The organism is Gluconobacter cerinus, assembly GCF_025961355.1.
GTDB lineage: Bacteria > Pseudomonadota > Alphaproteobacteria > Acetobacterales > Acetobacteraceae > Gluconobacter > Gluconobacter cerinus.
Map to the genome: position 1 here is coordinate 2,699,441 of NZ_JAOQNM010000001.1, position 20,860 is coordinate 2,720,300.

Consider the following 20,860-nt stretch of genomic DNA (forward strand, 5'->3'; position numbering starts at 1 on the left):
ACCTGTTTTTAAAAGTATTATTTGTTTAAAATTTAGAAAATTTTTGTAAATTCACACTTGTTAAAAAGAAACCCAGCCGAAGCTGGGGTTCCAAATTACATGCCGCCGTTGGGACCGTTGCCGCCGCCCATTCCGCCGCCACGGCCTCCACCTTGGTTGTATCCGCCACCGCCATTGCCGCCCGGCCCATTACCATAACTGCCTTGTCCGCCCCCGCGATGATGGCCACCACCATGACGGCCGCCCATACCATCAGGTCCGGGACCCCAGCAGGCTGACAGAGCAAGTGCCAAGCTGATGCCTGTACCAATTTTCACAATCTTGTTCATACGTTCCTCCTGACACCATTAACGCACGAACTTTGGAGCAGAGGGATGGCGAACTTGAAACAAAAAGAAACTGAGGCACTGCCTTTATCATGCTGAATCTATTGAAATAGATAGGCTTCTTGTATGTACAAACGTCTAATGCTGTTTTCTTGGATAGTTTACGTAAAATGGTCTTATAAAATGCTTCTAAATTACTTTATTCGGATTGAAAGGGCGTTTTCAAACTTTAAACGCTCGCAAAAATCCCTCTATATCGTCGTTCATCAAGAGTTTCATTCTTGTTCGGATAACGTCTTCAGGCCAATCCCACCACGCAATTTCTAAAAGCTGTTCTATTACTTCTTCAGAAAATCGATATTTTATAACACGTGCCGGGTTCCCGCCGACAATGGCGTAGGGGGGAACATTTTTGGTCACGACTGCAGCAGTGGCAACGATTGCACCAGAACCAATGGTGACACCGGACATTATATTAGCGCGCGCTCCAATCCAAACATCATTACCAATAATGATATCTCCTTTTGTGGAGTGGTCATCAACTGCATCGGCAGCTTCTGGCCATGAAAATGAAATATCTTTGAATGGATATGTAGTAATATTGTCGTGTCTATGATTTCCTAAAATCATTAAAACTTCACTGGCGATGGAGCAATATTTTCCTACGTGAAGTCTGGCATATTTTTCTTCTATAATTATGGGGGACCCTTTGGCTCCATATGAATGCTCGCCAATTTCCCACCCCCATTCTTCAATCTCATATGCGAGAGAATGCCGGAGGAGTAGTGAGAAGATATTGTTACGGCGTAGCATGGATTTTTGTGCCTCCGGGTAAGAGTTTACAAAACCTATAATCGTCTTTCTATCGCCTCACAGATATCTTTTTACTGAGAAATTGGAATGATCTCAATTGTGCGAATGGGGCATCTAATTCTGAATGCTTCACCGCGTGTTGAGTATCGAGATGATTGAGAAGAGCCTTTAATCGGATGACAAGAAGTTCACTATGTCGCGCATTCATCGTGCGACGATGATATCCCCGCGAGAAGCGGGGTATGGGCAGCAAGCCTTCGGAATATAAATTCGGTGAACAATCGCACGCGTTTTGTCTTGCGTGTCTCTCCCTGTGTCAGAAGCCACAGCGTTCCGTGCCCGTACAACTCGGTGTTAGGGACCCTGACGAGCGACGGGTCCCCATCACCTACGAAGCATGGGAGCTTCGTCATCCCAATCCCCTGCTCAACTGCAACAATTTGCGTTTCAGCATCCGGCGTTCTGAACAAAGCCCCAGTGGTACGCACCTCTCCCTCGCGCGCCCACCCAGGTTGCCCTTCGGTGTTTGCGACGATCCAGCGTATAGAGGGCGGCCTATCAGAGCGCCACCCGACGAGGAGATCGTGAGACATATAGATAGCGCTGGATACAACAGGGCCGATCAGACCGTGAAGATTGAGTGGCAACGTGTCACGGTTCAGTACGATACGGATGGCGACATCAGCGTCCCGGTTGGTCAGATTCGCGACCGCACTTGTTGGCACGACATTTATCTCGGTGTCTGGATGCCGCCGTGAAAACTCGGCGAGATCCGGCATCAGGAGATGTGTCGCCAGGAATGGCGGCAACGTCACGCGTAAGAGGCCTCGTACGGCCTGATTACGCCCCAGAACGCGGGTCTCGAGTTGATGAGATGACGCCTCCATCTGGGTTGCAAACTCAATGATTTCCCGACCGGCCAAAGTCAGGCGGTAGCCTGCAGGCAGCTTTTCGAATATTTGCGCCCCAAGGCGTTCTTCAAGCTGGGCGATGCGGCGCAGTACCGTCGAGTGATTAACCTTCAGGCGGTTGGCTGCAGATCGCACGGAACCACCCCGTGCTACCGCAAGAAAGTAACGAACGTCATCCCAGTCAATCATGGTGCGCTCGCGCATCACGAAGCGGCTCTTTCAAAACCATATTCGACATTTTTGCTCCTGACCATCATGTGACCTTAGCGGCCCTAGACAGCCGTCGCTGGGTCTTTCGCGAGTAAAATCCAAACACTCGGTTTACGTCAAACGGAAGTCCGGATCGATTTTGCACCCCCAATATGCACGATTGTGCACTCACCGCTCCATGAACAGCAGCCCAATTTGAGTGGCACGGGGCAGTCCCGGACAACCAAAGACAAAATGGAAAAAACTCATGGGAAAGCTTGAAGGTAAGATCGCCGTCATCACAGGTGGATCAAGCGGCATGGCGCTGGCGAGCGCACAATTGTTTGTTGAAGAAGGCGCCTATGTTTTTATCACGGGCCGAAGGCAGGAGACCCTGGATGAGGCTGTTCGGCAGATTGGCCGAAACGTAACGGGCGTACGTGGAGATGCCGCCAATCTTGATGACCTTGATCGTCTCTTTGAGACGGTCAAACGCGAAAAAGGCACGATCGACATCCTTTACGCCAGTGCAGGTACTGGTGAAGCCCTCTCATTGGGCGAGATTACCGAGCAGCACTTCGATACGACCTTTAACCTGAATGTGCGTGGCACGCTGTTCACGGTGCAGAAGGCGTTGCCGCTCTTCAATGACAGTGGATCGATCTTTATGACCGGGTCCGTTGCGGCGCTCAAAGGTTTCCCTGGCTACAGCGTGTATGCGGCGAGCAAGGCCACGCTGCATGCTTTTGCACGCGGGTGGCTCAATGAATTAAAGGGCCGGAATATCCGTGTGAACGTGTTGCATCCGGGGCCAATCGCCACACCAATGCAGGATCAGGTTCTGACCCCGGAAGCCAAACGGATGTTCGAATCCCTGATCCCGCGCGGAACTATGGGCCGTCCTGAGGAAATTGCTGCTGCTGCACTGTTTCTAGCTTCAGAGGATTCAAGTTTCGTGAACGGAATGGAGCTCTGTGTCGACGGTGGCTTCTCGGCCATTTGAGCTACGAACCGGAGGATGGAACGTGTTCGCTACTGAACATTTTCCTGTCTCCAAGATTATCATCGCGAATAAAAATTGGACACATGATAATGAGCTACGCCATCATCGGGTTTGGCAGGATTGGCCAAGCCCTTGCCCATGCTTTCGCCCGTAAAAACATCACCGTCGCTGTCGCAAGTCGTCAGTCGCCTGAAGTACTGGCCCCCCTCGCCCAGGAAATTGGTCCTACGGTCGTCGCCTCCTCGCTACAGAATGCGCTGCAAGCCGAAACTATTATTCTCGCAGTTCCGTTTGAGCAGCATGGTGAAGTGGCGAAGAGCCTTCCAAATTGGGAGGGTAAAACGGTCATCGACGCGATGAACTCGTTGGCAGCTCTTGGCGAGATGGACGGCCTCCTGTCATCCGTTTACGCCATGAAGGCCTTTGCAGGTGCAAGGTTTGTAAAAGGTTTCAACCATTTGATTGCTGCCACCCTGGCGACTGATCCGTGCGTCGAGGGCAGCCATCGGGTTGTCTTTTTGTCTAGCGACGAGGAGGATGCGATCGCGCCTGTCGCGACTTTGGCCAGGAATCTCGGGTTTGCTCCCATTAATCTGGGGAAGCTTAACGAAGGTGGCGCGTTGGTCCATGCACGTGGGCGCATCTGGGGGCCGCTCATTTTCCAGGATGTGTTCAAGAAAAAGCAGTAACTGAGGCCCGGTGGGTTGATGCCTCTGTAATATACACTCGACCCACCGCCTCTATCTTAATGATAACAAAGGCGGCTTCTAACGTGTGCAAAAGCACACGCATTTATTCCTTTCTGTTCTGAAGGTGCAGAGCGAACCCTGTGATGCCTGGCTCTTCAAGATTAGGCAGAAGTTGCATCGTGGGGATCTGATAGTCGCCGCCGTTCTGCTGCCGATAGGCGATAGGAGGCGTCTCTGTCAGAGCACTCATCCGCATTCGGAGGTCTCTTTCCAGGAGAGCGAATTTCGCATCGTCAGTGCGATCGGCACGATAGGCCACGAACGGCGGTAGCACTGTAAAGCCCGGGTAGAACAGAATGCCGTGGTGGATCGGGAATAATAAATCGTTGATCGGACCGTTGATTCCACGTGCCGAGTAATGCTCCGGCCAGCCGCCAGTTGTGACGATGAGCATGGCGCGCTTTCCGGCCATGACGCCTTCGCCATAACGGTCCCCCCACCGACTGTCGCTGTGTTCCCCGACCCCATATGCGAAGCCGCAGGCATACACCCGATCCACCCATCCCTTAAGAATTGCGGGCATCGTGAACCACCACAGAGGAAACTGGAGAATCACGGTATCAGCCCAGAGCAGCTTTTCCTGCTCTGCTTTGACGTCGTCCGTGAGTGTATGGGCTGTGAACTCCTTTGATGACTCTGCTGCGACTTTCAGGCGGTCCGTGGTTTTGAGCCCCGGAAAATCGTCACGGTCGACGGTTGCTTTCCAGTTCATGGCATAAAGGTCCGAGACTTGAACCTGGTGGCCTTGGGCATGCAGTGCGCTGACAGCGACATCAAGCAGGGCACCGTTCAGCGACTGCCTCTCAGGATGGGCGAACACAATCAAAACATTCATGAGTGTTTTCTCGCTCGATAGGAGAATTGAAACGCCCACTCAGAATAGGAGGCCGGATATTGTTCCTCTATAGATCTGGTATGAATAGGACTATGCCATTTTATGGAACAATCTGACATCACACTCGACCGGATGCGGACCTTCGTACGGATTGCGGAACGGGGAAACCTGACAGCCGTTGCGCGGGAGTTTGGTCATGGCCAGTCAACCATCACACGGCATCTCCATGAACTGGAACAGGCGCTTGGTGTGTCCCTTTTTACCCGGACGACGCGGCGTGTGGCGCTGACCGATGAAGGTCTGCGCTATTATGAGCATTGCCTGAAAATTTTATGTCTCGTGGAGCAGGCCAATCAGGAAATTCGGGAAACGCGCCAGGCAACAACTGGCACAATCCGGATATCATGCACGGCAGCTTTGGGTGTCCTTCATATCAGCCAACTGATCTTCGCTTTTCAGGACAAGCATCCGGGTATCCGTGTTGAATTCAACTTGACCGACGAACAGATCGATCTCGTACAAGAAGGCGTCGATATTGCTCTCCGGCTCGGTCCTCTGACGGATAGCGCGATGAAACTGCGCGCCCTCGGGGAAAGCCATCGTGTATTGGTCGCCTCACCTGCGTGGTTGGCGGATCATGGCAGGCCTCAAGTGCCAGAGGATCTTGTCGGTCTGGAAGGAATTCGGCTTTCACGGGTGCAAGGCTCTGACAGGCTTGTTCTTCATGGCCCTGACGGCAAACGCTCAACCTTGCCATTTAGAGGGCGTTTGACTGTCGATCACGGGCTTGCAGCACGAGAGGCATTTCTGGCCGGCCGCGGATTTGGTCCTGCACATCGTTGGCTGGTGGAAGATTGTCTCGCTGACGGGCGACTTGAGCGCGTCCTGCCAGACTACGAACTGACGTCTTCTCCGCTTAGCATGTTGATCTCTCCAGAACGGGCAAGCCTGAACCGGGTCAGACTCTGCGTGGATTTTCTAGCCGAAAGGATCGCGAAAATTCCAGGGATCGTTCGATGATCTGTACGATGAAAAGTCAGGCTCCCTTGTGGGGTGTCAGAATAATGTGGGATTTTCGAAAAGGGGCGCCTGATTTTCGTGGAACATAATGTCTGCTCAGCGAAGGGCGTAGCTTTTCCATTATTGAAAAGGAGTGGCACGGAAGCAGATCTCAGGCAGCCTTAACATCAATGTTCAAATTATTGGTTAGCGGTTCCGAGGCATATCTTTCCTCATTACGATCTATGTTCTGCCCAATTTCGCAATGTCAGGAGACCTGTGTGCTCATGACGGAGGCTGGCAATATCGGCATGAAATCCGTCGCGTGCGATCCATTCGAACATGAGACGGAAATCCTCCGGTAGCTTTGCGCAAAGTGGCGCTGGCATTTTGAAGGACAGTGTAGGGCGCAGACCTGAGCGACGGAGGACGGACGAGACAGATTGCAAGGTGACGGTGTCACCTGCCAGTTCAATATTCCGTCCGGAAAATTGCTCGGGTTTTGCAAATGCTTCAGCTGCAAACCACCCCACATCCCGGACCGAAACAAGTTGCATGGACTGTTTCGGGGCGAGATAGGTTTTCATCATCGAAAGCATTGTCGTGCGGAACACAAAGGGGGAAAAATTTTCCATAAAGGCTGCTGGCCGAAGAATGGTCGCATTGAGACCAAGCCCTACGATATGCTGCTCGATGGCCCACTTACTTTCGAAATGAGGCACTCTACTCTGGCGCTCTGCCCCACCTGCAGAACACTGCACGAAATGTCGGACACCACTTTCCGCAGCCAGCGTCGCCAGTAATTTGCCCTGACGCTCCTCTCCCGATGGCCCAATTTTCATGGGAGATTGAACGGATAGAACCCCATGGACGTCGCGGAGCGCTGTCCGAAGGGACTGCTCGTTTTCCAGGTCGCCCTGTGTCAGTTCGACTCCAAGTTTTGCCAAAGCAGTAGCTTTTGGAGCCTGAGGGTCACGGACCAGTGCTCGGATCTGCCATGGTCCTGCACGACGCAACATTTCGTGGATGGTAGCGCCACCCTGCTGCCCGGTCGCACCTGTGATCAGGATAATTGGCTTTGACATGGTTGTCCCCTCGTTGGAGGGCGACACTATGCTGTTCCGCTTGTGAAGAGCAGATATCTTATCGTAGACGTTGCGTCCCATTTATGGAACGTTCTCCAATGAACTCTGATGATCTTGGTTGCTTCATACATATTGCAGATGCCTTGAGCCTGAGTGCAGCCGCTCGAGCAACAGGCACCCCAAAATCCTCCCTTAGTCGAGCGCTACTTCGTCTTGAAGAGATCATTGGAGCGAAGTTGTTTGAACGCAGCCCGCAGGCTCTTCGGCTGACGGAGGCAGGACGGATGCTTCTGCCCTATGCGCGTCGGGTTATGGATGATTTAGATGAAGCAAAAGCCGCTCTTGATGGTGTGACAGGACAGCCACGAGGTATCTTGCGGATCAATGCTGCGATGACCTTTGCGCTTGGTCTGGTTGCTCCAATGCTTCCTGATTTTCTTAAACGTTTTCCCGAACTGCATGTGCATTTCGATACGGAAAACCGCGTTGTAGATTTTGCGCGAGAGGATGTGGATATAGCCATTCGTATAGGCGCGCTGCCCAACTCAGACCTGATCGCGCGCAAACTGGGTCACATTGCGTTATGGCCATGTGCCAGCCCCGCATATCTGGCGCAACGAGATCCCTTGGATACGCCAGCAGATCTGATCAATCACGTCCTTCTTGGGTGGACTGATCAACCCACGATATGGCGGTTTCAGGATACGCAGAAACGCGAGTACCGCGTTCCTGTTCCTGTTGGGTCCGTTGTACCTGAGCCTGCCGTGTTGGAGGTCTTGCTTGAACACGGTGCTGGAGTTGGACGTTTGCCTGATTTTCTCGCTCGACCCGCCATTGAGCGTGGAGTTTTGGTCAGGGTTCTTCCAACATTCACAACAGAAACCGTGGAAGCGCATGCTGTTTATGCCGCGCACCGAAGCCTTTCCTCAAAAATCCGCGTTTTTATTGACGCATTACGGATGCACCTGTTGCAGCAAACTGAGGCAGGTAACGATAGGCATGTTTCTAGATAAGCCATCGCGGCGATGGGGCCGGTCAGTGACGATTTAACGCATGATCTGAAACGGTTGTCTGTTTGTGAGGAAAGCGGAATTCGGTTTTCCTCGAATGTCTATGCAGAGGTCACGATAACTGATCCGTTTTTCCGTTTAAAGCGTGCATCCCGCCAGATTGCCAGTGCTGACGCGACCCATAGTCCACCGGCCGACATGAAGCCGGAAATTGCGCTCCCCAGAGGCGCTCCTAGAACAAATCCAATTAGTGCAAAGAAAATCAGCACCCCGCTTAAAGTATAAAATGGTAAAAATCGCGCGGCATATGCAATTGGAATGAAGTGCAACCCGACGACTAATGCCATCACAGGCATCAGAAATTCCGGGTGATGGAAGTTCATGACGATATTGGATGCAAGGAAGAAACCAACTCCCTCACCGATGCTACTCCAGCTTATGACTTTCTTGGTCCGTTCTGATGGTGTAATTCCGTCACCGCGTTGGCGAATGACGCGAACAGCAAAAAAGGCGATGATCCCGAAAACTATGAACGGGAGCACTAACTTCAATCCGCTTTCGTCAAACTGCCAATATAAAGTCATGGACGCAAAGAACGCTCCGAAAAAACCCATAATGAGAGCACCCCACGAACCCATTTCATCACCTTGATTGAATTCTGTTCCGATATCGACATTATTGTCGATCTTCAGAATGTCGAGTGCTGGCAGACGTCCGTAAGGTAAATACTGCCTATCGACGGCCTCCAACAAATAAGCCTGTCAGGTTGTCGTTGAGCCAATAGCCTGCGACTTTGGTCTGTGACGCAACCAGCGGTCGGCAGGATGGGATAAAAAATGTTCTATGCCGTATCCCAGTAGCCATGAAAATCCGAGAGCAGGTACGACCCATAGCCAGCCTGTATGCATATCTCCACCACTTCTGTGGAACAGGGCCATGAGCGAGAAGACCACGAACATATGGCTCAGATAAATCTCGTAACTCATAACCCCGAAGGATCGAAGCCATCCGGTGCCCCGCGTTGTGTAATCAGCCATCCATCCCCACCCAAACGCAATGAGCAGAAACGCTGTTGCAATTGTCAGAGCGAGAGGCGCGGCATTGCCTAATGTGCTCCTGAAAAAGGGCACATAAATCAAGTATGAGCAGAAAATAATAGCACCGATTACTCCGATCGATGCGCGTAATCGCGTTTGCTGACTTATCGAGACATGATGACTGAGCAACGCGCTGCAGACGCCCATCGCGATAGCCGACATGCCCGGCAGATAGGCTTTACTTTGCCAGATTTCAGAAGCGTGTGTCAGGGCGGTTAAGCTAAGCGGCATTGAGAGCGCCAGGCAGAAAAACATGAATGCCCGAAAGTGGGTAAAATGAGCGGTAATCAGGCAGAATAAAGGAAAGCCGATATAGAAGGCTTCTTCGATGGACAGGGACCAGAGGACATCCCATCCACCTGGGAGATAGCCCGTTTGTCCCTCGTACCAGTTCAGGTGCATCCCGAATGCAGCCAGGATCGCTCTGGGAAGAGACTGATTGTCATGATTGATCGTGTAGTCCGGAACCTGAGCCAGATCGAGCACTGAGAGGACACCGACCAGAACCACAAGGCACGGTAAGATTCGGGCTGCCCGCCGCCGGTAAAAACTTTGCCAGTCCAGTTGGCTCAGGGTGCCCCATCGCTTGATGGCATGAGACGTTATGAGAAAGCCGGAAATGACAAAGAAGATTGTTACAGCGCTCTGACCGTTCCGACTAAGTGCTTTGACCAATCGTAGCGGGAAAATAGTGACAAGACCCGTCTGTGCTAACGGAATGCGTAGCGCAATATGATGAATGATGACCAGAACAATGGCGATCCCACGAAGGAGATCTATGCCGCTATTACGTCCCGTCATGTGTCTCATGCTTGTTGGGATCGGTGACGACATTGGCCCTCGGCACACTGAAATGAAGGTCAGATTGATATCGTAATTATGGTAACAGTGCGGCCTCATATGCGAGATAGCTAGAAATACAGCCCAATAAGACGGAAGTGAGGATTTAAGTCGTGCTTTGCCTGGATTTTGATCGCAACCGTCTGCCTCGTTGCAGTCGTATCAGTTCCGTAGCTAGGCAACGCGATTGATTTGATTAGTGCCCCAGACATAAGCGGCATATCCTTGAGGAAATAGTCCTTCGTAAGCCTGATGGGAGACGTCCAGTCCGCCGGTATATGATCCGAGTGCTGGAAGAATAAGGCGTTCTTCCCCCGCCATGAAACACGCACGGCTCATGACATGCCCCCTGAGCCGTATTTTGATCTTGGGGTGAAGGTGACCTGCCAGTTCGGCTTTGCCGGAAGGGATTGTCTCGGAAGGGATATGCCGTAGAATGAGATTGCCCAACTGATAATCTTCAAGCCATTCGCCCCCGATTCCAGAAATCGGGATCTCATCGTGGTTACCTGTAATCCATAAAGTACCTGCTTTTCGGGTTATAATCTCAATGAGTGCTCGTTCCTCATCAAGAAGACGCTCATCAACCTTACAATCATGAAAGCTGTCCCCAAGCGCGACTAGAACCTGAGGGGAATAAGCCTCAACAAGCTGTAAGATCTTTTGAAGCGTTGAAATCGTATCTCCTGGCGGAAGCAGTAATCCGCGCGAACGGGCAGACGTTCCTTTTCCAAGATGGAGGTCCGCCACGACGAGCGTCTGCGTTGCGGGCAGGAAAACAGCCCCTCCAGGGAGAAGGTATATCTGTTCACCTGCCAGAAAAATCTCCCGAAAGTTCAAGGTGTTTCTGCCAGTTCATAGAGCTTGTCGGCCTCAGCCAGAAGATAGTCTTCTCCTTCCCCGCCCCGGATCTTTTCGCGTCCCTGCTCAAGAAGCACGGGGACTGCGAGCGGCGAGACATGGGAGAGACTGACATGCTCGATATGCCCGTGAAGACGATCCAGCATCTGTGACAGGCGCCCTAGGTCCGTAAGACCCTCGTCTGCCTGAATTCGGGTTGCACGCAGGAGAATATGGTCAGGGTCGTATTTTCGAAGCACGTCATAAAGGAGGTCGCTGCTGACTGTCATTTGACGTCGATTTTTCTCGCGCCCCGGATAATTGCGTTCGATCAGCCCGGCGATAATGGCAACGTCCCGGAAGGTGCGACGGAGCATGGCGCTCTCTGCCAGCCATTCCGATAGATTGCCTCCAAGCAGATCTCGGGTGAATAGGTCCGTCATAGAGCCCGTTGGGTGAACGCACCAGCACGCGACCATATAGTCGTTGGCCACAAAGCCTAGAGGACCTTTCCCGGTTTCCTCCAGCTTTTTCGTTAAGAGAAGACCCAGTGTCTGATGCGCATTTCGCCCCTCGAAAGGATACGCCACAACGTAATGCCCCCCTCGGTGAGGAAAGGTCTCGATCAGAAAATTTTCCGGTCCGGGCAAACGTGAGCGTTTGGCTTGAAGGGCGAGCCAATCCTGCACCGAGTTTGGAAGCACGCTCCAGGAAGCTGGGGTATGCAGCATCTCACGAACATGTCTGGCCAGACCGGGGGAAATGGAAAGCTGATTGCCCCCATAAACGGGCACTCGCGGGTCTTTCCCTCGGCCACGGGCTGCCTGAACGGTCGTATCGTGCAGTCCTAGAAACTCCAGCAGCTCCCCGCCTAGCAAAAAGGTATCGCCCGGAACGAGCGTTGAAGCGAAATACTCGTCGATCTCTCCATAGGCTTTTCCCCGTCGGGATTTGACGCGTAACATCGAAGTATCGACGATGGTGCCGATATTCATTCGAAACTGTCGGATGATCTGCTCATTTTTAACCCACAATTGCCCCAGTGAGTCTCGGAAAAGACGTTGGTGGCGTTCATAGGCCTGTAAGGCATAGCCACCGTCTTCTACAAATCGAACGACCTCATCGAAATCTGTACGTGAGATCTGGCTATAGGGCGCAGTCTGACGAATTTCTTCATACAGAACGTCTGGGAAAAACGGTCCTGCACAGGCTGTGACCAGCACGTGCTGGGCGAGAACATCGAGGGCCCCGGCGCGCGGCGGATCACCGTCGAGTTCATGCTGCAGAACCGCCTCTCTGGCTGCTTCACATTCCAGAACTTCAAACCGGTTGGCCGGAGCAAGAAGCGCGCGAGATGGCTCGTCCATCCGATGATTGGCTCGGCCGATCCGCTGTGTCAGGCGGGAGATCTGCTTCGGCGCCCCCACCTGAATGATCTGATCCACTGCCCCCCAGTCCAGCCCGAGATCTAGAGAAGAGGTGGCCACGACAGCCCGCAAAGCGCCTTGAGCCATGGCGTCTTCCACTTTTGCCCGACGCACTGCGTCCAGACTGCCATGATGAAGCCCGATGGGCAGATTGTCCGCATTGTCTTTCCACAAAGCCTGGAACAGCAGTTCTGCCTGCGCCCGGCTGTTGACGAACACGATGGTCAGGCGTGCATGGGCAATTTCCGTCAGGATCGCAGTGGCGCTTCCCAACCCCATGCGGCCTGCCCAGGGAAGATACCCCCGCTCGTCAGGCAAAAGCACATGAACGTCCGGCCGCACCCCGTCTTCCGCTTTGACAAGACGGACGCCAGAAGCTTTGCCCGTCGGGGAAACCCAGGCCGCTATGGCGGAAAGGTGCGCTACGGTTGCGGATAAGCCATTGATCCGGAGCGATGGCGAAAACACCCTCAAACGGCTGGCGCAGAGAGCGAGCTGGTCTCCCCGTTTCGTACCCGCAAGCGCATGGACCTCGTCGATGATCAGAACTCTAAGCGTAGAAAAATATGCTGCAGCGTCGGGGTATGACAGCAGCAGGGTCAGACTTTCCGGCGTTGTCAGGAGGATATGCGGTGGGTTCTTCTGTTGTCGCTTCCGGCGTGCTCCGGACGTATCTCCACTGCGCACCTCGACCCGAACTGGAAGATCCATGTCCACGATGGGGCGAGACAGACTTTCTGCAATATTGGTCGAAAGAGCCTTCAGAGGACTGACATAGAGGGTGTGCAATCCCGCATATGAACCCTCTGCCAATTCGATGAGGCTGGGCAAAAAGCCTGACAATGTCTTCCCGCCGCCCGTCGGCGCGATGAGAAGCGCAGACACCCCATCCTCCGCAGCCTGAATCATCGCGAGCTGATGAGACCGGGGAGACCAACCCTGTTGGGAAAACCAGTCCTGAAAAGGTTCGGGGGGATGTTTGCTCATTAGTGCAAGGAACGCACACGCGTTTCGCGGGTTCTTTCCCTGTTCTTGCACGACTGGCGGAGAAGACTGGGTGGAGTGGCTTGAGTTGAAACCGGAAGGGCTCTTCTGTGTACCTGGCGCATTCTATATCGACCCCCTCCAGCCAGTGGCCCACGCCGTTATTACCCATGGTCATTCCGATCATGCCCGACCTGGCCACGAGCTTGTCACGGGGACGCCCGAAACTCTGGCGATCATGCGCCTGAGAATGGGTGAAGGCCGCGCCGGTCAAGCTCAGCAGGCGCTCGGTTATGGAGAAGTCATTTCCATTGGGGGCGTGCAGGTCTGGCTGGCTCCTGCCGGGCACGTTCTGGGAAGTGCACAGGTTGTCATGGAGTATCGTGGGCAGCGCGCCGTCGTCAGTGGGGATTACAAACGTGCCCCAGATCCTACATGCGTTGCGTTTGAGGTTGTGCCCTGTGATCTTTTCGTAACTGAAGCCACATTTGGGCTGCCAGTCTTTCGCTTACCCGATCCCGCCCATGAGATTGCCAAACTGCTGCATGACGTGCGCCTGTTTCCAGAGCGCACGCATGTTGTTGGCTGCTATGCCCTTGGAAAATGCCAGCGTCTGATCGCTCTGCTTCGGGAGGGTGGCTACCATGACCCCCTTTGGCTTCATGGTGCTCTTCTGCCAATGTGCAATCTCTACGAAGGGTTTGGTATCCCATTGGGGGAACTGCGTTCTGCAACGGCTGCAAAGAAAAGTGAGATGCGCGGGGGCATTGTCCTCGCGCCTCCATCGGCCATTGCAGACCGTTGGGCACGTCGGCTTCCAGACCCTGTTGTCTGTCTGGCATCAGGCTGGATGCATGTTCGCCAGAGAGCGAAAGCGCGTGGGGTCGAACTCCCTGTCGTGATCAGCGACCATGCCGACTGGGATGCTCTGCTGGAGACGTGTCAGGCAACCGGGGCAAAGGAAATCTGGGTCACGCATGGGCGCGAGGATGCCCTGATTTATGCGTTGGGCAAGATGCAGATCCGCGGCCGCGCGCTTCGGCTTCTGGGCTACGAGGAAGAGGACGAACAGGCGGAACAGGAAGTGGCGGCATGATCGAATTTGCGACGCTGCTGGAGCGCCTGGCCTTTACCCCTTCACGAAATATGAAGCTTGCACTTCTCAAAGAGTATTTTTCGATGGCGCCCGATCCTGACCGGGGATACGCGCTGGCTGCGATGGCAGGAAGCCTCTCCTTCGCGGCGGCTAAACCTGCCATGCTCCGGGCTCTGGCCATGGAGCGCATCGATCCAGAACTCTTTACCTGGTCCTATGATTATGTCGGAGATCTTGCGGAAACAGTCGCACTGATCTGGCGGCCGGAAACCGGTGATCACGACACGCCAGAGGCACCCAGTCTGGCAGAAGTTGTTCACACGCTCGAGCGTCTTCCAAAAACAGATGTCCCGGATGTTGTAAGGGGATGGCTGGACGTATGCGATGCCTCCTCCCGGTACGCCCTCCTCAAGCTCATTACTGGATCGCTGCGCGTTGGTGCGTCAACCCGGCTGGCGAAAACGGCTCTTGCAGAGTTAGCGTCTGTGGCTCCGGATGACATTGAGGAAGTCTGGCACGGACTTGAAGCGCCCTATGGGCCCCTCTTCGCATGGGTAGAAGGAAAAGGGCCGAAACCCGATGCAAAGGACGCTCCGGTTTTCCGGCCGCCTATGCTGGCCCAGCCCTTGGAAAACGTTGACCTGACAGCATTCGATCCGGCCGACTGGCGCGCAGAATGGAAATGGGACGGTATCCGGGTTCAGCTTGTTTCCACGCCTCAAGGAGAGCGTGTCTACACCCGTACGGCAGAAGATATTGGAAAGGCCTTCCCGGACGTGCTGGCCGCGATGCAGGATCTGGGCAGCAGGGTCGTTCTGGATGGTGAACTTCTGGTCGTCCAAGAGGGTATTGTCGCCCCCTTTGCCGATCTTCAGCAGCGGCTGAACCGTAAATCCCCAACAGCCTCCATGCTCCGGGACATGCCAGCAGGTATCCGGCTGTATGATATCCTGTTTGAAGATGGAAAAGACCTGCGCTCCCTGCCCTTCGACATCAGAAGGCAGCGGCTGGAAAGCTGGTTCGCGCGGCTGAAGCCACAAAAAATGGCCCTGTCAGAGCTCATTGCGTTCCAGAACTTCGACGACCTGGCCAAGCTTCGCGAGAATGCACGCAGCGAGGGCATTGAAGGATTGATGCTGAAAAAGGCAGACAGTCCGTATGTTCCGGGTCGCCCACGGGGTCCATGGTGGAAATGGAAACATGAGCCCCTCACGGTCGATGCCGTTGTCATGTATGCACAACGCGGGCATGGCAAACGCAGCAGCTTCTATTCCGACTACACGTTTGGCTTATGGCGCACCGTGGACGGAGAGCGTGAACTTGTTCCGATTGGTAAAGCTTACTCAGGTTTCACGGATGAAGAACTGAAATTTCTGGACAAGTGGATCCGAGATCACACGACCAAACGGTTTGGCCCGGTTCGGGAGGTGGCTCATGGTCTCGTTCTCGAGATTGCCTTCGATGCCGCTCAGTATTCCAAACGTCATAAGAGCGGCGTAGCGCTTCGTTTCCCGCGTGTTGCGCGTATTCGCCGAGACAAGCCCGCTGAGGAAGCCGATAACCTAGAAAACTTCATCCGGGCTTTCCTGTAGAAAACAGCCTCAGGTTTTTTAAATTTTCGAATTATTTGATAAACCGATTTCTATACCGATGAGAGATCGGTTTTTTGCTACTCTTTTTCTCTCCTGCACCCGTGATATTCCACTATTTCAGCAGGATGCCGAAAACTATCCTTCGCAGCAGCGGAACCTATAGCGGAACTCGGATGTTTAACGCTCAGGTTATTAAACCCGGTGCGCATTTGGGTGCATTGTTTTTAGGGAAAGCAGTCGAAAGATTGCCGCAAGAGGGATGAAGAAACGCAGTGAGGCAGACAGGCTGATCACGAAGATCGTGGTAGTTGTCACGATGGGAGCATTGGCCTTTGGGTATGACACGGGTGTCATTGCCGGAGCGCTGCCATTCATGCAGCTTCCAATCGCGAAGGGTGGTCTGGGTCTTACGCCCCTGACGGAAGGATTAGTAACGTCCGCGCTAGTCTTGGGCGCGGCTTTTGGCTCGCTGATCTGTGGAATGCTGGCGGATCGGTTCGGACGACGAGACAGCCTGATGGCTCTGTCTGCGGTATTCGTCGTTGGGGCGATCGGTACGGCGCAGGCGCCCTCTGTTGCGGTGATGATTGCCATGCGGGCTGTCCTCGGTTTCGCAGTCGGCGGGGCCTCTGCGCTCGTCCCGATGTTCATTTCGGAAATGGCACCTTCGGGGCGTCGGGGGCGACTTGTCAGTCAGAATGAGATGATGATTGTGACGGGACAGCTTGTCGCCTACACGCTGAATGCAGGGCTGGCGCATTTTTCTAACTCTCCGTCGATCTGGCGCACCATGCTGATGATTGCCGCAGTGCCTGCCGTGCTTCTCGGCGTAGGACTATTTTTTGTTCCACGTTCTCCTCGCTGGCTGGCCAGCCAGGGGCGCACGGACGAAGCACGACGTGTGCTGGAACTCATCCGCTCCACCAATCGTCAGGTTCAGCACGAGATGCGGGCGATCTATACAGCCGTTGACGATGACGCCGAACAGATCGGCTGGCGTCAGGCATTCCGGGAAGTCTGGATCCGGCGTCTGCTGATGCTAGGCGTCGGCCTCGGGTTTGCGGCTCAGTTTACGGGGGTGAACGCGTTCATGTACTTCACACCGATCATCCTGCGTCAGACGGGGCTGGGAACTGAAGCGGCTCTAATTGCAACAATCGGGGATGGTCTTGTCGCAGTCGGAGCGACATTTGCCGGAATCTGGATGATCGGACGGTTTCCCAGACGGGTCACGCTGCTAGGCGGTCTGTGTGGCGTGGTGCTGGCTCATCTGGGGCTTGGAGCGACCTTACTGTTCCTTAAAGGATCGGCGATTGAAAGCTATGCGGCGCTCGGCTTTATCCTTCTGGCCCTGCTGTTCATTCAGATGATGGTCTCTCCCTTATATTGGCTGCTGATGTCCGAACTGTTCCCTATGCGGGCTCGGGGTGTCCTGACGGGCCTTTCGGTCTCATGTCAGTGGATCTTTAACGCTACAGTTGCCTTTCTCTTCCCTATTATCCTGCACGCGATCGGACCCGGCACGTTTTTCGTCTTCGCCACGATCAACGTATTGTCCTTCTGCTTCGTGGCGCGTTTCCTTCCCGAAACAAAAGGTCTGTCACTAGAGAAGCTTGAAGCACATCTTCAGGATCATTTTTCTGCGGAGGATCAGGAAAAATCGGGCGATTCCGCAGCTTTTGCAGAGTAGTGCCGGAGGATAGAGCGACATCTAATTGCGCGAATATTTGCCAAACGATTAGCACGGGCTAGGTGGGCTTATTCACCTCGTCCCGCACAACCCTCCTTAGTGTGTGGCGTTAGCGAGATACTGGGAGGTTTTGCATTGCCCCAGGCGTTACTGGGAGACGGCTAAACGATGAGCAAACGTATCTGGAATATAGCTCTCGGAGGCGCAGTCGCGTCTTCTGGCGCTGTACTGGTCCTGAGCCGGATTAGAACAGGTTCTTATGGACCGGGGGTCAACTGCACGGCGCACTGGTTGCATGGCGAGCAGGCGGCGAAGGTTGAACACTTGGATGTTCGCCATTCTTTGGTGGGAGTAGCGACCAACGCAGCAGCAGTTTTTTTCTGGAGCTGGCTTTACGATAAAGCGTTAGGCCAAAAACCAACCGCCATGCGTGCGGTGATCATCACCGCCCTCCTCGGCCCGGTATCCTGTCTGATAGATTACAAGGCCACACCAAAGCGCTTCACCCCAGGATGGGAACTTGTTTTTTCACGAGCTGATATGGCGACAATCTACTTCTCAATGGTCGTCGGCATGACTTGGGGTGCAATCTGGCAATCGCCCTCGTCCAAAAATCTGAAAAGCCGCCACGCATGACGCCAAGGATTTACACGGGCAAAGAGGCTGAAGCTGCCCACACGCCGCTGGAAGGCGCTCTCTTGGGGTGGTCAGCCATCCTGATGCTTGGGATTTTTCTGATAGCGATACGTATCGCCCCAAAATCCGTTCAGGCACCCATTCTAAGAATAGCGCAGATCTGGGTGGCGGGTCTGTTCTGCTTTTTCGCTGGCGTCCATCGCGGTGCAAGCTTCTATGCGCCAGAAGGCCCTCGTCTTTCTGACCCGATGATTTTCCTCGGTATGCATTTTGGAGGGCTCAGCCTTGCGCTTCTTCCTGCCCGTAAAGCGTGGCGGATTGCTCCTGCGGGAATGCTGTTGACCCTTGCCGGAGATACATTTCTAGCTCAGGAAGATCGGCTCCCGCAGTTTTTCCTGCGCCTTAGACCCCTTCAGCTTTTGGTTGCCACGGCCCTGATCACACTTCTCGGCTCCAAGGCACAAACCGTATTCAGGACCGAAGCATGATGATGCTGATCCCCGTTCTGGGAGACCAACTCTCGCCGTCTCTTGCCAGCCTACAAAATGTAGATCGTAGCAAAGCGGTTGTCCTACTCATGGAGGTCTGGGACGAAGCGACTTACGTCCGGCACCATAAGAAAAAGATTGCTTTCATCTTCTCCGCCATGCGTCACTTCGCAGAGGAGTTACGTGCGGACGGCTGGTTCGTTGACTACGTCACGCTCGACGATCCGGAGAATACACAGAGCTTTACTGACGAGGTCGGGCGTGCTGCGCGTAAATATAGAGCCACATCGATCCGTGCAGTTTCAGGTGCCGAATACCGTGTTTTTCAGGCGCAAAAGACTTGGTCTGACAAAATCGGCATTCCTTGTGATGTTCTCGAAGACGATCGGTTTATCTGCTCACTTGAAGACTTTAAGCGATGGGAAAAAGGCCGCAAAACCCTGCGAATGGAATACTTCTATCGTGATATGCGGCAGAAAACCGGTCTGCTGATGAACCCTGATGACACACCGGTGGGCGGTCAATGGAACTTCGACCATGATAATCGCGAAAAACCTCCCGCAGGTCTAAACTATCCCTCACCGGAACGATTTGAACCGGACGCCATTACAAAAAAGGTTCTGAATCTTGTGAAGGCGCGCTTTGGAGATCATTTCGGAGATCTTGAGCCTTTCACCCTTCCTGTAACGCGACAGCAGGCCTTAAAGGCGCTTGAGGCGTTCATTGATATTTCCCTCCCCGATTTCGGCCGCTTCCAGGACGCGATGATGACCGGGCAGGACTATCTCTATCACAGCAGCCTCTCGCTCTGTATCAACACAGGTCTGTTAACCCCGCTTGAAGTCTGCGAGGCGGCAGCCACGGCCTATGAGAATGGCGACGCGCCGATTAATTCCGTCGAAGGTTTTATCCGCCAGATTATTGGTTGGCGAGAATACATGCGTGGCATGTACTGGCGGGACATGCCGCAGTTTGCGTCCCGCAATGCCCTTGCTGCGGAGAGGCCTTTGCCTGATTTTTTCTGGACAGGCAAAACAGAGATGAATTGCCTCGCCCAGAGTATCGACCAGACCAATAGAGAAGCATATGCACATCATATCCAGCGTCTGATGGTGCTGGGTAATTTTGCGTTGCTGGCTGGTATCAATCCGCAAGAAATCTCAGACTGGTTTCTGGTGGTCTATTTTGATGCGTTTGAATGGGTTGAACTACCCAATGTCATCGGTATGAGCCAGTTTGCCGATGGAGGGAAAATTGCGTCCAAGCCCTATGTCGGGTCAGGAGCATATATTAACCGCATGTCCGATTACTGCGGTAAATGCCATTTTGATGTGAAACAGAAAACAGGCGTGAAAGCGTGCCCGTTCAATGCGCTATACTGGGACTTTCTGGCACGTCATGAAACGCGGTTCTCCAAGAACATGCGGATGAAGAATATGTACGCCACCTGGCACCGTTTTACCGAAGACAAGCGCCAAGGGTACAGAGCCAGTGCTTCCGCCTTCCTTGAGACCCTGACACCGGCTTCGTCGGGGTGGGCGCGCGAATAATCCCTGGCGGTGTTTGGCATCAAGAGGGTCATGATGCACGTTTGAGACAATGCGTTGGCTTTGAAAGATATGCCGTGTCAGCGTAGATATTTGAGGGTGTGTTATGGACTTCTTCTCGGTCTCACGTCATCGCTAGCGGCGGCATCTTTTTGCCTTACATTATGGATCAGCCTGAGTTTCTAACCAGTTGAGATATGCGACTTCTTACACTGGCAAGGTCCGTTAGGGTTATCGTTCCGTTATCGTGTCTAGTTGGTTTAGTGACGCCACTGGCGATCAGGACTTTGCGTAAGATGGGAAGATAACCTGCTCTCGCAAGATGGTATGACGTCTGCGAAACAGCGAGATAGTAGTTACCTCAAGCAGATGGCCTGCCTGCCCCACACTGGAAAGCGTATGAAGGCAAGTCGGAACTGCGTGGGGGCTCGATGGAACGCCTCAAAATCTACGATCCGGCAATGAGCGTCGAGTTGATCGCCAGGCGATTTACGCGAGCCAAAGATTCCTTTCACACAACAGATTTTTCAATCATCCACACACCATATAAACTACAAAAAATAGTTAAAATATTTAATAACTATGAATTTGACATAACAAAAGAATCACTACACAATTTATTTGATATTCAATAATAACGAAATGGTATGGTTTTATGTCTGTAGTGTTTGCCAGTTCCTGTCCTCCGATGATGCCGGGCTCC

The 20,860-nt window shown here is 53.4% G+C and carries 19 protein-coding genes; 10 read left to right on the forward strand and 9 right to left on the reverse strand.

Translation table 11 applies throughout. From position 1 onward, the window contains the following. Window positions 1-95: 95 nt before the first annotated feature. From M2305_RS12620 to M2305_RS12630, 3 genes are all read right to left on the reverse strand, one after another. Complete coding sequence (locus tag M2305_RS12620) at window positions 96-329, reverse strand: hypothetical protein (protein WP_264649522.1); 234 nt, start codon at window positions 327-329, stop codon at window positions 96-98. 219 nt (window positions 330-548) lie between these two features. Beyond that, window positions 549-1,139, reverse strand: coding sequence for a CatB-related O-acetyltransferase (locus M2305_RS12625; protein WP_264649523.1), 591 nt, complete (start codon window positions 1,137-1,139; stop codon window positions 549-551). A 191-nt stretch (window positions 1,140-1,330) separates the two neighbouring features. Beyond that, on the reverse strand, window positions 1,331-2,254 hold the full coding sequence (locus M2305_RS12630) for a LysR family transcriptional regulator (protein ID WP_264649971.1): 924 nt from the start codon (window positions 2,252-2,254) through the stop codon (window positions 1,331-1,333). Between the two features lie 253 nt (window positions 2,255-2,507). Here M2305_RS12630 and M2305_RS12635 point away from each other — a divergent pair, with 253 nt between their 5' ends. Both M2305_RS12635 and M2305_RS12640 read left to right on the forward strand, forming a co-directional pair. Continuing rightward, window positions 2,508-3,242: an SDR family NAD(P)-dependent oxidoreductase gene (locus tag M2305_RS12635; RefSeq protein ID WP_264649524.1), complete on the forward strand. Its 735-nt coding sequence runs from the start codon at window positions 2,508-2,510 to the stop codon at window positions 3,240-3,242. 89 nt (window positions 3,243-3,331) lie between these two features. Further along, the gene (locus M2305_RS12640) at window positions 3,332-3,931 is read left to right on the forward strand and encodes an NADPH-dependent F420 reductase (protein ID WP_264649525.1); all 600 of its coding nucleotides are present in this window, start codon (window positions 3,332-3,334) and stop codon (window positions 3,929-3,931) included. A gap of 103 nt (window positions 3,932-4,034) precedes the next feature. Here the strand turns inward: M2305_RS12640 and M2305_RS12645 are convergent, their stop codons facing one another. Further along, on the reverse strand, window positions 4,035-4,826 hold the full coding sequence (locus M2305_RS12645; protein WP_264649526.1) for an NAD(P)H-dependent oxidoreductase: 792 nt from the start codon (window positions 4,824-4,826) through the stop codon (window positions 4,035-4,037). Window positions 4,827-4,928: 102 nt separating this feature from the next. Here M2305_RS12645 and M2305_RS12650 point away from each other — a divergent pair, with 102 nt between their 5' ends. Further along, window positions 4,929-5,846 (forward strand): LysR family transcriptional regulator, encoded by a 918-nt coding sequence (locus M2305_RS12650; protein ID WP_264649527.1) that lies wholly within the window; start codon window positions 4,929-4,931, stop codon window positions 5,844-5,846. Between the two features lie 215 nt (window positions 5,847-6,061). Here the strand turns inward: M2305_RS12650 and M2305_RS12655 are convergent, their stop codons facing one another. Then, on the reverse strand, window positions 6,062-6,910 hold the full coding sequence (locus M2305_RS12655) for an NmrA/HSCARG family protein (RefSeq protein WP_264649528.1): 849 nt from the start codon (window positions 6,908-6,910) through the stop codon (window positions 6,062-6,064). A gap of 98 nt (window positions 6,911-7,008) precedes the next feature. Here M2305_RS12655 and M2305_RS12660 point away from each other — a divergent pair, with 98 nt between their 5' ends. Further along, window positions 7,009-7,923, forward strand: a complete 915-nt coding sequence (locus M2305_RS12660) for a LysR family transcriptional regulator (RefSeq protein ID WP_264649529.1) — start codon at window positions 7,009-7,011, stop codon at window positions 7,921-7,923. A gap of 98 nt (window positions 7,924-8,021) precedes the next feature. Here M2305_RS12660 and M2305_RS12665 read toward each other — a convergent pair whose 3' ends face one another. From M2305_RS12665 to M2305_RS12680, 4 genes are all read right to left on the reverse strand, one after another. Further along, the gene (locus tag M2305_RS12665) at window positions 8,022-8,669 is read right to left on the reverse strand and encodes a hypothetical protein (RefSeq protein ID WP_264649530.1); all 648 of its coding nucleotides are present in this window, start codon (window positions 8,667-8,669) and stop codon (window positions 8,022-8,024) included. Window positions 8,670-8,681: 12 nt separating this feature from the next. Next, window positions 8,682-9,818 carry an acyltransferase family protein gene (locus M2305_RS12670; protein WP_264649531.1) on the reverse strand — a complete coding sequence of 379 codons (1,137 nt, stop codon included), beginning with the start codon at window positions 9,816-9,818 and terminating at the stop codon, window positions 8,682-8,684. 213 nt (window positions 9,819-10,031) lie between these two features. Continuing rightward, on the reverse strand, window positions 10,032-10,697 hold the full coding sequence (gene pdeM / locus M2305_RS12675; RefSeq protein WP_264649532.1) for a ligase-associated DNA damage response endonuclease PdeM: 666 nt from the start codon (window positions 10,695-10,697) through the stop codon (window positions 10,032-10,034). Beyond that, complete coding sequence (locus M2305_RS12680) at window positions 10,694-13,111, reverse strand: ligase-associated DNA damage response DEXH box helicase (protein ID WP_264649533.1); 2,418 nt, start codon at window positions 13,109-13,111, stop codon at window positions 10,694-10,696. The genes pdeM and M2305_RS12680 overlap by 4 nt, the downstream gene beginning before the upstream one ends. Window positions 13,112-13,181: 70 nt before the next feature. Here M2305_RS12680 and M2305_RS12685 point away from each other — a divergent pair, with 70 nt between their 5' ends. The 6 genes from M2305_RS12685 (at window position 13,182) to M2305_RS12710 (ending at window position 20,160) form a co-directional block, all read left to right on the forward strand. Beyond that, window positions 13,182-14,204: a ligase-associated DNA damage response exonuclease gene (locus M2305_RS12685; RefSeq protein WP_264649534.1), complete on the forward strand. Its 1,023-nt coding sequence runs from the start codon at window positions 13,182-13,184 to the stop codon at window positions 14,202-14,204. Next, window positions 14,201-15,796 (forward strand): cisplatin damage response ATP-dependent DNA ligase, encoded by a 1,596-nt coding sequence (locus M2305_RS12690; protein WP_264649535.1) that lies wholly within the window; start codon window positions 14,201-14,203, stop codon window positions 15,794-15,796. The genes M2305_RS12685 and M2305_RS12690 overlap by 4 nt, the downstream gene beginning before the upstream one ends. Window positions 15,797-16,055: 259 nt before the next feature. Beyond that, window positions 16,056-17,486 (forward strand): sugar porter family MFS transporter, encoded by a 1,431-nt coding sequence (locus tag M2305_RS12695; RefSeq protein WP_264649536.1) that lies wholly within the window; start codon window positions 16,056-16,058, stop codon window positions 17,484-17,486. A gap of 168 nt (window positions 17,487-17,654) precedes the next feature. Next, window positions 17,655-18,122, forward strand: a complete 468-nt coding sequence (locus M2305_RS12700) for a hypothetical protein (protein WP_264649537.1) — start codon at window positions 17,655-17,657, stop codon at window positions 18,120-18,122. Next, entirely contained in the window at window positions 18,119-18,610 is a 492-nt protein-coding gene (locus M2305_RS12705) for a hypothetical protein (protein WP_264649538.1), read from the forward strand. The genes M2305_RS12700 and M2305_RS12705 overlap by 4 nt, the downstream gene beginning before the upstream one ends. Then, a complete protein-coding gene (locus M2305_RS12710; protein ID WP_264649539.1) occupies window positions 18,607-20,160 on the forward strand; it encodes a cryptochrome/photolyase family protein in 1,554 nt (517 codons plus the stop codon). The genes M2305_RS12705 and M2305_RS12710 overlap by 4 nt, the downstream gene beginning before the upstream one ends. The last annotated feature ends 700 nt before the right edge of the window (window positions 20,161-20,860 follow it).